We start from the raw sequence: 11766 nt of genomic DNA on the forward strand, positions 1-11766 counted from the left end.
GCCGCCGTCAGGCCGTGCGCGGCGGTGGCAACAGCAGCCGGCCGTGCGCGCCGAACGACTCCCGCAGCTCGGTGGGCAGCGCGTCGGCGATCCGGCCGACCGCTGCCCGCCGCGCCGCCGGCGCCCCCAGCTGCCCGACGAGCAGGTCGGACCCGGTGGCGGCCGCCATCGTCGCCGCCTCCTCGACCCGGCCCAGCCGGCTCAGCGCCAGCGCCTCGTACTTCGACGACGAGTACCTGCGGGCCTGCTCGAGCAGCGCCTCGGCCTGCTCGGGTTCCCAGCGCGCCCGCATCTCCAGCAGCCGCATCGCCGCGCGCGGCCGGAACGGCAGTGACCGGTCGAGCATCGGGGCGGCGGCCTCCACCGCGGCGGCGGCGTCGTCGTCGCGGCCGAGCAGCAGGTCGCAGTCGGCCACGGCGAGCAGCGCGTGCAGCTCCTGCTCGAGCTCCAGTGCGCCGCCACCGCGGCGGGCCAGGTCGACCGCGGCCACGGCGTGCTCGCGGGCCCGCTCCACCTGGCCCAGTTCCTGCCAGATCCACGACGTGGTGGTCTCGATCCCGGCCCGGTAGAAGCTGACCTTGTCGGCGTCGATGAGCCGGCGGGCGTTGTCGAGCGCGCGCAGCGCGCCGGCGAAGTCGCCGGAGTCGCCGCGGGCCAGCGCGGTGAAGAACAGCGTCTGCAGCAGTGGACGGAACTCACCCGTACGCCGGCACAGCACCGCGGCCCGGGCCAGCACGGCCTTGGCCTCGGCGAACCGGTCCTGGTGCTGCAGCAGCGCGCCGCGGTAGGCCAGCGCCAGCGCCGTCGTGGTCTCCCCGGGTTCGGCGGCGAGCACCTTCTCGTAGGCGGCGCCGGCGCCGGCGTAGTCGCCGTCCCAGTGCCGCACCCGGCCGAGCAGCAGCGTGGCGCTGGGCAGCGCCCCGGGTGCTGCGGCGGCCGACTCGGCCAGCTCGGTGGCCTGCTCGGCGAGGTCGACGGCGACGAGCGCGTCGCGCGCGTACAGGGCGGCCCAGCCCAGCTGCTCGAGCACCCTGGCCTCGAGTTCGGAGTCGCCGAGGTCACGGGCCAGGGCCAGAGCCGCCTCGTGGTCGGCCCGGGCGTCCGCGTGCCGGCCCAGGTCGGAGCGGGCCTGGCCGCGGCGCAGCAGGGCGACGACGAGCTGGGCGTCGTCGCCGGATTTGCGGGCCGCGTCGATGGCCTGCCCGAGCAGCTCCTCGGAGTCGGTGTTGGCGAACGCCAGGTGTGCGGCGTGGGCGGCGATCAGCCAGGCCCGGGCCGCGGCGGCCCAGTCCTTGGCCGCGGCGAGGTGCCCGGCCGCGGCCTCCGGCCGGTTCGTCAGCAGCTTGGCCGCTCGCCGGTGCCGGCTGATCCGGACCGGCTCGGGCACGGACTCGTAGGCGACCTGGCGGACGATGTCGTTGGCGAACCGGAAGCTCTCGCCCTGGGCCACGAGCAGTCCGGCGCGCAGCGCACGGCTGGCCCGGCGGGCGCAGTCCTCGACGTCGAGCCCGCTGAGCGCGGTCACGTCGTCGAGGGAGAACGTGCTGCCCAGTACCGCGCCCTGGGCGAGCAGCAGCGCGACGTCCTCGCCGGCGTGCGCGATGCGTTCGGCGACGGCCTCGTGCAGCGACCGCGGCACGGTGACGGCGATGCCCTCGGCCCGGGCCGCGGGGTCGTGTGCCGGGTGGCTGAGCAGCTCGGTGAGGAACAGCGGCGAGCCGCCGGTCCATGAGTAGAGCCGATCGGCGTCGTAGGCCCGGCCGGAGCGCCGCACGAGCGCCTCGACGTCGTCCCGGGACAGCGGGCCGAGGTCGAACCACACCGCGACGTCCCGCAGGATGCCGGTGACCGGCGGGTCCTCCGAGGTCCGCTCGGTGAGCACCACCATCGAGCGGCTGCCCTCCCAGTGCCCGGCCAGCAGGTGCAGGGCCTCTACAGTGGACTGTCCGGCGTGCTGCATGTCCTCGATGACCAGCAGTACCGGCTGGCGCGCGGACAGCCGCACGAAGAACCCGGCCAGCGCGTCGAGACTGCGCCGGTGCTCCAGCTCGGGCCCGGCGCGGGCGTACGGGACCTCGCCGACGACGTCGACGAGTTCGGGGATCAGTTCGGCCAGCGTGCCCAGCCGGGTTCCGGCCAGCTCGCGGATCTCCGCAGCGCTCATCCGATGGATCACGGTCCGGGTGGCCTCGACGAGCGGCTGCAGGTACAGCGACCGTTCGGCCTCGAAGCAACCGACGGTGAGCACCAGGCCGCCGGTCCGGCGCGGCTCGGCGGCGAACGCCGACACCAGCGCGCTCTTGCCGATGCCGGCCTCACCCGCGACGACGGCCATCGCGGGGCGTTCGGCGGCGGCACCGGCCCACAGCTCGCGCAGCGCGGTGAGCTCGGTGTCGCGTCCGATGAGCGGCGCCCGCTCATCGGCGTCGACGGGTTCGGCGGCGGGCTGGCGGGTGGGGTGGCCCGGCGCGGTCGTGCTCTCCGAGCGCAGCACGGACAGGAACAGCGACTGGGTGACCGGGGAGGGGTCGCTGCCGAGCTGCTCGGCCATCGCCAGCCGCAGCGTCCGGTAGGCGATCAGCGCCGCTCCGGAGCGGCCGGCCCGCTGGTGGCCGAGCATCACCGTGCGGCAGGCCTGTTCGTCGAACGGGTCGTCGTGCAGCGCCGCGGAGGCCACCTCCACCGCCGTGTCGTAGGCCTGCAGCTCCAGCGCGGCGGAGCTCCAGCAGATCCGGGCCCGGCGCAGCCACCGGCGGACCGAGCGGCGCAGCTCGTCGACCCACCGGTCGTCGTGCTCGCCGGCCAGCGCGACGTCCGCGTCGAGCAGCTTCGCGGCGTGCTCGGCGCTCGTCGAGGCCAGCGCGAAACGGCCGTGCGCGAGCTCGAACTCGGCGGTCTCCACCAGGTCGGCGGCCTCGTGCAGGTCGATGGTGAGGTTGTCGGGCACGAGCCGGTACCCGGCCGCGGAACCGTCGATGCGGTCGCGGCCCAGGGCCCGGCGCAGCCGGCTGATCAGCGCGGCGACGTTGCGGTCCGCCCGCTCGGGGGGATCGGCTTCCCACAGCGCGTCGACGAGGGTGCCGACCGAGACGAACTCGCCCTGGCGTTGCGCGAGCACCGAAAGGGCCCGTCGCGCCTTGCCGGTCGGCACGGGTGCCGACAACTCGCCCTCGACGGTGAAAGGGCCGAGCAGGCGTAGCCGCAGGGCCGTGCTCACCGGGGCGACTCTACCTGGGGGCGGGGCCCGGCTGGGCCGACGGGACGCCGAGCGGCGCTGGTCCGTCCTGCGCTATCTACTATAGTGAAAACCCAGTCTCTGATCGTAAATTCGGCTGCCCGTGGCCCTGACTCCCGGAGGACAGCGTTTCATGTCCAAGATCGCCGTCGTCGCCCTCGGCGGCAACGCCATCACCCGGAGCGGCCAAGCCGGGACCTTCGCCGAGCAGACCGAGAACGCTCGATCCATGGCCGCCGCGGTGTGCCGGATGCGTGACGCCGGCTGGACGGTCGTGCTGGTGCACGGCAACGGGCCCCAGGTGGGCAACCTCGCCATCCAGCAGGAGGCGGGCGCGGACCGCGTCCCCGACCTGCCGCTGTTCTGGCTCGGCGCAATGACCGAGGGCCAGCTGGGCTGCCTGCTCACCCTCTCGCTGCACGAGGCGGGGGAGGGCCGGCTGCCCGGTGTGGTCTCGGTGATCACCCACACCGTGGTCGACGCCGACGACCCCGCGTTCGCCAACCCCACCAAGCCCATCGGCCCGTTCTTCGACGAGGCGGCGGCCAAGCAGCACGCCACCGAACAGGGCTGGACGGTCGGTGAGGACGCCGGCCGCGGCTACCGCCGGCTGGTGCCCTCGCCCAAGCCGAAGGAGATCGTCGAGCTCGAGGCCATCCGCGCCCTGGTCGACCAGGGGATGATCGTCGTCGCGGCCGGCGGCGGTGGGATCCCGGTGGTCCGCGACGGCCACGCCTACCGCGGCATCGACGCGGTCATCGACAAGGACCTCGCCGCACAGCGGCTGGCCAGCGCGCTGAAGGCCGACGCGCTCGTGCTCGTCACCGACGTCGCGCAGGTGATGCTCGACTACGGCAAGCCGACCGCCCGGGGGATCGGCGAGATGACCGTCGACGAGGCCCAGACCCACGCGGACGACGGCCAGTTCCCCGAGGGCAGTATGGGCCCGAAGATGCGGGCCGCCATGCAGTTCGTCCGGGAGGGCGGCTGCACCGCGGTGGTCACCAACGCCGAGCGCGCCTGCGCTTCCCTCGACACCCCGGCCGGCGAGGACGCCGGCACCCGCATCGTCGCCACCGAAACCTGCATGGGAGCCCGTTCGTGAGCAGCACCGAGATGATCTGGGACGTCCGGCTGTACGCCGACACCTACGTCGACTCCGTGATCCAGCTGTCGGGCACGCGGGCGCTGCGTGCCACCGAGGGCGTGGACTGGGCCTCGGCCGCGATGGCCACCCCGGGCAACCTGGAGACGCTGCAGGCGGAGGGCTTCGACGTCACCTCCGGCGATCTGGCCGCAGCCGGGGCCAACGACCTGTTCATCGCCATCCGCGCCGAGTCGCAGCAGGTCGCCGACGCCGCGCGGGAGGCCGGCGAGGCGGCCATGTTCTCCGCCCGTGGCGGCAGTGGCGAGGCGGCCGCGGAGAAGCCGGCCCGCACCCTGGCCGAGGCCGTCGAGCGCCAGCCGGGCAGCAACGTCGCGGTGATCTCGGTGCCCGGTGACTACGCCGCGCTCGAGGCGCACAAGGCGCTCTCCGCCGGCCTGGACGTGCTGCTGTTCAGCGACAACGTGCCGATCGAGGCCGAGATCGAGCTGAAGGACCGGGCCAACCGGCTGGGGCTGCTGGTCATGGGCCCGGGCGCCGGCACCGCGATGCTCGGGCACACCTGCCTCGGCTTCGCCAACGTCGTCAACCGGGGCCGGGTCGCGGTCGTCGCGGCGGCCGGCACCGGCGCGCAGGAGGCCGCCGGCCTGGTCGACCGCTGGGGCGCCGGCGTCTCGCACGTGATCGGGCTCGGCGGGCGCGACCTGAACTCCCAGGTCGGCGGCCGGATGGCGCTGTCGGCGGTGAAGGCGCTCGTCGAGGACGAGGGCACCGACGTCATCCTGCTGGTGTCCAAGCCGCCGGCCGTCGAGGTGGCGCACGCGGTCGTCGAGGCGGCGGCCGGCAAGCCGCTGGTCGCGGCGCTGATCGGGGTGCCCGAGGACTTCTCCGCGCCCGATGGTGTCGTGGTCACCCGGACCCTGGAGGCCGGCGCGGTGGCCGCGATGGCCGCCGTCGGCTCCAAGGCGCCCGACGTCACCGAGGGCCTGGTCGAGCGGGTGCGCGAGCTGGCCGCGGAGCTGCCCGAGGAGCGGAAGCTGGTCCGCGGGCTGTTCTCCGGTGGAACGCTCTGCTACGAGTCGCTGGTCGTGCTGGCCGACGTGCTCGGGGACGTGTACTCCAACACCCCGATCGACAAGAAGCTGGGCCTGCCCGCGCCGGAGCACGCCCACACCTGCCTCGACCTGGGCGAGGAGGAGTACACCAAGGGCCGCCCGCACCCGATGATCGACCCGGAGGCCCGGATCGAGCTGCTGCGCGAGCAGGGCGCCGACCCCGAGGTCGCCGCGATCATCCTGGACGTCGTGCTCGGCCACGGCGCGCACCCGGACCCGGCCTCGGAGCTGGCCCCGATCTGCGCCGAGATCATCGCCGGCGGCGGGCCGCGGGTGATCACCTACGTGCTCGGCACCGAGCAGGACCCGCAGGGTTACGAGCGCCAGCGACGCGCGTTCGAGGAGGCCGGCTGCCTGGTCACCGAGACCGCGGCCCGGGCCTCGCTCGCCGCTGCTGCGCTGGCCACCCGCAACCCCGCGCTGGCGGCGACGGCACTGTGAGCTCCGGCAAGGGCCTCGCGCTCATCACCCACTCGACCAAGCCGCGCGGCGGCTTCGTGCACACGCTGAGCCTGGCCGAGGCGCTGCACCGGCAGGGCGTCGACGTGCACCTGGTCGCCGTCGGTGACCCGGCAGCCGGGCTGTTCCGGCCCACCGAGGTGCCGCACTCCGTGCTGCCGGCGCCGTCCAAGGTCGGCACCACGCTCGACGAGCGCGTGTTCGCCTCGATCGACACGCTCGAGGCCGGCCTGGCCGGGCTGACCGACCGGTTCGACGTGCTGCACGCCCAGGACTGCATCGCCGCCCGGGCCGCCGCCCGGGTCCGCGACGCCGGTGCGCCGGTGACCGTGGTCCGCACCGTGCACCACGTCGACGACTTCACCACCCAGGCGCTGATCGACTGCCAGCGGGCGGCCATCGTGGAACCCGACCGGGTGCTCGTGGTCAGCGAGCAGTGGCGCGGCATCCTGCGCGACGAGTACGGCCGCAGCACCGATGTGGTGCCCAACGGTGTCGACATCGACCGGTTCCCGGCGCCGGCCCCGGAGTACCGGGCGGCGCTGCGGGAGCGGATCGGCGCGGGCGCAGACGCCGCGAGCGGCAAGTTCGTGTTCCTCGCCGTCGGCGGTGTGGAGCCGCGCAAGGGCACCGTGCACGCGTTCCGGGCCCTGGCGGAGCTCAAGCGCGAGCGCGGGCCGCAGGCGGTGCTCGCGATCGTCGGCGGGCACTCGTTCCAGGACTACACCGCCTACCGCGACGCCGCGCTGGCGTCGCTGCCCGAGCTGGGGCTGACCCTCGGCGAGGACGTCGTGCTGCTCGGCACGGTCGACGAGACCGAGCTGGCCGGCTGGTACCACGCCGCCGACGCGCTGTCCTTCCCGTCGGTGAAGGAGGGCTGGGGGCTGGTCGTGCTGGAGGCGATGGGCGCGGGCCTGCCGGTGATCGCCTCGGACCTGCCGGTGTTCGGCGAGTACCTCGTGGACGGGCAGAGCGCGCTGCTGCCGGCCGTGGCCGACCACGAGGCGCTGGCCGACGCGATGCGCGCGATGGTCGACGACGCGGCACTGCGCGAGCGGCTCGCGGCCGCCGGGAGCGCGGTGCTGCCCCGGTTCACCTGGGAGGCCAGCGCGCAACGGCACCGGGAGATCTACGACGAGGTGCGGGCGGGCGCCGCGGCCGCCTAGCGGTGTCGCACCTCAGCCGTTGCGGGTGCGCTCCTCAAGGTCCTCCAGCAGCAGCCGGATCTCCTTGAGGCGCTGCGCCTGGCGGTACTGCTCGCGACCGATGGCGATGCGCTCGGCGAAGAGCCGCTGGCGCAGTTCCTCGTCGTTGCGCTTCTGCGCGGACACGGCGTCGGTCGACATGTCTGATCCCACCCGGTGATTTCTTGTCTTCGAACGATCCCGGCTCGTGCGCACACGATGCCCTCGCGGTCGTCGGTGGACGAGGGGGCAGACGGGCCGATGGAGTCTAGCCGGGGTACGGGTACCACCACGAAGGGCCGGGACGCGCAGCGCGTCCCGGCCCTCCGGTCATGCAGGGTCAGTGGCCATGGCCGTGGCCGTGGCCCTCGTCGTCGCGGTGGTCGTAACCCGCAGGGCGGGCGGCGAGCTCGTCGGCGCGCGCGTCCACCTCGTCGGAGAACACCGTCCCGTCGGCGGCCAGCACGTCCTCCAGCGCCCCGAGCCAGTGCTGGTAGTAGTTCCAGCACTCGCCCTCGGGGTGCCCGGCCTCCCACGCCGCGATCCGGGCGATCAGCGCGGCCTGGAACTGCGACCACTCGAAGGCCCCGGCGTCGTACAGGCTGACCGCCATCCCGAAGGCGCGGCTCTCCCACGGTTCGGCGAACACCAGCTCGCCGTTCGACCGCGGCGGCGCGGCCGGCCCGTCGATCGCGAGCGGGGCGGTCGCCGAGCCGCTCACGGCGCAGCGACCTTCGCGACGCCGACCAGCGCGTCCCGGGTGATCAGCGGAACCAGCTCCTCCTCCGAGAGGTGCTCGGTGCCGGCCGGGCGCTCCGGGAGCACCAGCCAGCGGACCTCGCTGCTGGAGTCGCGGACGATGATCTCGACGTCGTCGGCCAGGTCGAGGCCCATCTCGGAGAGGACCTTGCGGGGCTCCTTGACGATGCGCGCGCGGTAGGCCGGGTCCTTGTACCACGACGGCGGCAGGCCGAGGACCGGCCACGGGTAGCACGAGCACAGCGTGCACACGGTGACGTTGTGCGTGGTCGGGGTGTTCTCCACGACCACGATGTGCTCACCCTGCGGACCGGAGAAGCCGAGCTCCTTGATCGCGGAGGTGCCCTCGTCGAGCAGCCGCTTCTTGTACTCCGGGTCGGTCCATGCCTTGGCGACGACCTTGGCCCCGTTGAGCGGGCCGACGTTGGTCTCGTAGTTGGCGATGAACTTGTCCATCACCGCGGGGTCCACCAGCCCGCGCTCGGTCAGCAGCTGCTCGAGCGCCTCGGTGCGCAGGGACGCGGGGATCCGCTCGGTGGAGGATTCGGTGGTGCTCATGAAGCAGGCTCCAGGTAGCTCTCGAACATCTCGATGGTGAGCTGGAACGACTCCGCGTCGGCACCCCACAGCTCGTGGGAGTCGAAGCGCACGGAGTAGACGTGCTGGGGGTTCTCGCCCTGGAAGTGGGCGTGCGTGTCCGGCAGCAGCGCGGCCGGCTGGATGATCTCCACGACGCCGGTGTGGCCGCGGGCGTAGCGCGGCAGCCGGGTGTGCCCCTCGGACGGGGTGCTCCGGGTGCGCACGACGTCCCCGACCTTGAAGCGGGGCTCCTGCTCGACCGTGCGCAGCGAGCCGGCCGCGGTCGGCGCGTAGTCGGGCTTGTTCGGTTCCGGAACCGCGGGCTCCTCGGCGTCCTCACCGCGCAGCTTGCGCGCCCGGGCGTCGATGGCGCCGGGGGCGAGGATGGAGCTGTCGAGAAGCATCAGCTCGGAGGCGTTGAGCCAGCGGCCGTAGTACCCGTCGTCGAGGTACGCGGTGCGGTCGAGCCGCTCGAGCGCATGCCGGAACGCGTCCAGGTTCTGGCCCGAGACGCGACCCATCGTGAGCAGGGTCAGGGCGAATGCCCGGCCCTCCCAGGCCTCGGCGAACACGGGCTCATCACGGGTCGGCGCCTTGACCGGTCCCCAGCCGTCGGTGCCGCCCATGTCGGCGATCCCGTCCATCACACCACCTCTCTGAAATCTACGATGCAAGATTGGTTTCCACGATAGTGGATGGAGACGTTCCCCACTCAGTCCCGGTCGGCCCCGGACAGGCGCCGGTCCAGGTCCTGCAGGGCCGAGACGAAGCACTCGACCGGCGCCGCCGCCACGCCCGCGCCGACCTGACCGGTGCCGTCGCTGACGTGCAGGATCCCGGTGGTCACCTTCGGGGTGATGCCCAGCTCGACGACCTTGCGCACGTCGACCCCGAGCGGGGTCCCGATGAAGCCCATCGGGGGCAGCGTGAACCGGGTGCTCTTGCCGGCGCAGATCGCCTGGAAACCCTCGGTGGCGGCCGCCGCGTCGGCCATGGTGCCGCCGAGGAACGCGGCCACGGCCGGGGAGCCACCGGCGGCCGGGCCGCCCATGCCGGTCAGCTCCAGGACGGCGCTGTCGCCGATGTCCTTGGCGCTGGTCTCGGGTCCCTGGCCGGAGTAGTACATGGCCTCGCCGACCGGCGGGGCCTCGGTGATGTGCCAGTCCGGCGAGCCGGCGAGCTTGATGCCGAACGTGGTCCCGTTGCGCGACATCGTGGTGACGATGCTGGAGCCCTCGACCTGCTGGGCCCACAGCTGCAGCGACTTCGCCGCGGCCATGGCCAGGTTGAGGAAGAACAGGTGGTTGCCGCCGAGGTACTCGGCGAAGGGCACCCGCGCGGCCTCGGGCAGTGCGGCGATGTGCGGCAGCCAGGTGCGGGTCAGCAGGTTGGTCGCGGCCTGCGTGCGCATGTGCAGGTCGTCGCCCATGGTGATGCCCTGGGCGGCGACCGCCAGGATGTCCAGCGGCCCGGCGGCCTCCAGGATCCGGGCGATGGCCGGCCCGCCGGTCTCGGCGAGGAAGCGCAGCCGGGCGATCGCCGCGTCGGTCTCCCGGCCGAACCAGGCGACCTCGCCGGGGCCCTGGTTGATCGAGGAGAACGCCCGGGTTCCGCCCTCGCGGTTCTCCACGACGAACACCGGCTGCGACGGGCCGACGGCGCTGGCCATCGGGACCACCGCGTCGTGGTGGTTGGCCGCGTCGAGGACGATCTCGCCGCGCGCCAGCAGGCCGTTGGCCTCCTCCACGTCGGCGGCCCAGCCCTCGGCGACGACGGCGGCCCGCATGGAGCGGCGCAGCGGGTCGCAGTGGTCGAGGTAGGGCAGCGTCGGCCCCGAGTGCAGGATCATCCGGCCCTCGTAGCCGGGCACCGCCTCGCCGACCGTGGAGATGCCCACGAGCTGCGGGACGCCCTCGTTGAGCCGGCGGACCACCTCGGTGTTGGCCTCGTCGATGGCGGCGGCGTGGTCGCCGTAGAGCCGGCCGAGTGCGGCCACCGCGGCCAGGTCGCCACCCGCCGGGATCCGCCAGTCGACGTGCTGGACAGGGCGTCCCTGGTCCCGGATCGCGTCGGCGAACATCGGGAGTCCGACGTTCACCACCTCGACCTCGTCCGGCAGTGCGAGCTGGGTCATCCGGTTGTCCTCCTCGGTGCGCGCCTGCATCACATAGTAGAGACGCGAACACTATCGGAGAAACGGCAGGTGGTGACCCGCTACCTGGGACGGGCGGCCTCGATCACACGGGTCAGCGCAGCGTGCAGATCCTGCAGTTCGTCGAGTCCCATGCCTAGTCGCTCGACGACCGCGTACGGCACCTTCTCCGCGTCGGCCCGCAACGCGCGGCCCGCGTCGGTCAGCGTGACGGCGAGGGTCCGTTCGTCCTCCGGCGTTCGCCTGCGCTGCAGGTAGCCGGCTGCTTCCAGCCGCTTGAGCAGCGGCGACAGCGTTCCCGGGTCCAGCTGCAGCAGCCCGCTGAGCTCCTTGACCGACAGCGGGGAGTGCTCCCACAGCGCGAGCATCACGAGGTACTGCGGGTGGGTGAGGCCCATCGGCTCCAGCAGCGGGCGGTAGAGCGCGACCACGCTGCGCGCGGCCACCGAGAGTGCGAAGCAGACCTGACGGTCGAGTTGCAGCGGATCGGGTACCCCCTCCCAGTCGGCTGCGTCACTCACCGGTTGCTGTGTCACGCTGACAGCGTACCGTTGTTTTGTACACAAACCATTGGGCTGCTCGATGAGGTCACACGGGCGGTCTCGACGTCGGAACGGTGATCACATGGGCGCGGATGCGGAAGCCGAGGAGACCGGCCGGGTGCGTCCGGGACCGATCCGGTGGCTGGCCTACGCCTTCGGGGCCGGGCTGCCGGCCAAGAACCGCACCTGGGTGCTGCACGACGTCACCACCCGGACCTGGCGGCTGCGGCACCTGGCACGCACCGCCGTGCAGCTCACGCCGATCGCCGTGCTGTTGTACGTTCTGATCCCCGGACCGGCCTGGGTGCGCGGTGGCGCGGTGCTGGCCGGTCTGCTGCTGGGCTTCTTCTACTCGGTCGCCTACATGTACGAGACAGCCGAGCACCGCGCCGTCAAGGCCGGCTATCCGCAGGGAGCCGCGGCCGGCGTGCGTGACGAGGCCCATGCCGGCGAGCGCGAGGAGGCGCAGCGCCGGTACGCCGAGCGCTGGCGCACGCAGCCTCCGGCGTAGGCGCTGCCGCGCTCCTGCGCGGTGAGCGGTGCCGCTTGCCGCGCACGGGTGTGCCTCAGGCGCCGGGGCGTTTGCCGATCTGCAGCAGGGGGGCGGGGGTGCCGGTGGTGGTGGAGCTGCAGGGT

At 73.3% G+C, this 11766-nt stretch carries 11 protein-coding genes; 4 read left to right on the top strand and 7 right to left on the bottom strand.

Translation table 11 applies throughout. The features are described 5' to 3' along the window. Positions 1-7 precede the first annotated feature (7 nt). Positions 8-3217 (bottom strand): AAA family ATPase, encoded by a 3210-nt coding sequence (locus HF526_RS29185; protein ID WP_169384801.1) that lies wholly within the window; start codon positions 3215-3217, stop codon positions 8-10. Between the two features lie 151 nt (positions 3218-3368). Between HF526_RS29185 and arcC the strand changes: the two genes are divergently transcribed. Genes arcC through HF526_RS29200 form a run of 3 tightly spaced genes read left to right on the top strand, consistent with a single transcriptional unit; the run spans position 3369 to position 7080 of the window. Further along, positions 3369-4340 (top strand): carbamate kinase, encoded by a 972-nt coding sequence (gene arcC / locus HF526_RS29190; RefSeq protein ID WP_169384802.1) that lies wholly within the window; start codon positions 3369-3371, stop codon positions 4338-4340. Further along, on the top strand, positions 4337-5896 hold the full coding sequence (locus HF526_RS29195; RefSeq protein WP_338051834.1) for a protein FdrA: 1560 nt from the start codon (positions 4337-4339) through the stop codon (positions 5894-5896). Before arcC ends, HF526_RS29195 begins: the two co-directional genes overlap by 4 nt. After that, the gene (locus HF526_RS29200) at positions 5893-7080 is read left to right on the top strand and encodes an MSMEG_0565 family glycosyltransferase (RefSeq protein WP_169384803.1); all 1188 of its coding nucleotides are present in this window, start codon (positions 5893-5895) and stop codon (positions 7078-7080) included. The genes HF526_RS29195 and HF526_RS29200 overlap by 4 nt, the downstream gene beginning before the upstream one ends. A gap of 12 nt (positions 7081-7092) precedes the next feature. Here the strand turns inward: HF526_RS29200 and HF526_RS29205 are convergent, their stop codons facing one another. The 6 genes from HF526_RS29205 to HF526_RS29230 all read right to left on the bottom strand — a co-directional run bounded on the left by HF526_RS29205 (position 7093) and on the right by HF526_RS29230 (position 11124). After that, entirely contained in the window at positions 7093-7260 is a 168-nt protein-coding gene (locus tag HF526_RS29205) for a hypothetical protein (RefSeq protein ID WP_169384804.1), read from the bottom strand. 178 nt (positions 7261-7438) lie between these two features. Beyond that, positions 7439-7819: a nitrile hydratase accessory protein gene (locus tag HF526_RS29210; protein ID WP_169384805.1), complete on the bottom strand. Its 381-nt coding sequence runs from the start codon at positions 7817-7819 to the stop codon at positions 7439-7441. After that, the gene (gene nthA, locus HF526_RS29215; protein WP_169384806.1) at positions 7816-8415 is read right to left on the bottom strand and encodes a nitrile hydratase subunit alpha; all 600 of its coding nucleotides are present in this window, start codon (positions 8413-8415) and stop codon (positions 7816-7818) included. Before nthA ends, HF526_RS29210 begins: the two co-directional genes overlap by 4 nt. Then, positions 8412-9080: a nitrile hydratase subunit beta gene (gene nthB, locus HF526_RS29220; protein ID WP_169384807.1), complete on the bottom strand. Its 669-nt coding sequence runs from the start codon at positions 9078-9080 to the stop codon at positions 8412-8414. The genes nthA and nthB overlap by 4 nt, the downstream gene beginning before the upstream one ends. A gap of 68 nt (positions 9081-9148) precedes the next feature. Further along, positions 9149-10570 carry a YlbE family protein gene (locus HF526_RS29225; RefSeq protein ID WP_169384808.1) on the bottom strand — a complete coding sequence of 474 codons (1422 nt, stop codon included), beginning with the start codon at positions 10568-10570 and terminating at the stop codon, positions 9149-9151. Between the two features lie 80 nt (positions 10571-10650). Then, complete coding sequence (locus tag HF526_RS29230; RefSeq protein ID WP_338051835.1) at positions 10651-11124, bottom strand: MarR family winged helix-turn-helix transcriptional regulator; 474 nt, start codon at positions 11122-11124, stop codon at positions 10651-10653. Between the two features lie 88 nt (positions 11125-11212). Here HF526_RS29230 and HF526_RS29235 point away from each other — a divergent pair, with 88 nt between their 5' ends. Beyond that, positions 11213-11641, top strand: a complete 429-nt coding sequence (locus tag HF526_RS29235; protein ID WP_169384809.1) for a DUF5313 family protein — start codon at positions 11213-11215, stop codon at positions 11639-11641. The last annotated feature ends 125 nt before the right edge of the window (positions 11642-11766 follow it).

It is taken from the genome of Pseudonocardia acidicola (genome assembly GCF_012911935.1).
GTDB lineage: Bacteria > Actinomycetota > Actinomycetes > Mycobacteriales > Pseudonocardiaceae > Pseudonocardia > Pseudonocardia acidicola.

Coding starts and splice junctions, on each gene's coding strand:
- arcC (WP_169384802.1), top strand. CDS start 3,369: ATGTCCAAGATCGCCGTCGTCGCCCTCGGCGGCAACGCCATCACCCGG.
- nthB (WP_169384807.1), bottom strand. CDS start 9,080: ATGGACGGGATCGCCGACATGGGCGGCACCGACGGCTGGGGACCGGTC.
- HF526_RS29225 (WP_169384808.1), bottom strand. CDS start 10,570: ATGACCCAGCTCGCACTGCCGGACGAGGTCGAGGTGGTGAACGTCGGA.
- nthA (WP_169384806.1), bottom strand. CDS start 8,415: ATGAGCACCACCGAATCCTCCACCGAGCGGATCCCCGCGTCCCTGCGC.
- HF526_RS29235 (WP_169384809.1), top strand. CDS start 11,213: ATGGGCGCGGATGCGGAAGCCGAGGAGACCGGCCGGGTGCGTCCGGGA.
- HF526_RS29205 (WP_169384804.1), bottom strand. CDS start 7,260: ATGTCGACCGACGCCGTGTCCGCGCAGAAGCGCAACGACGAGGAACTG.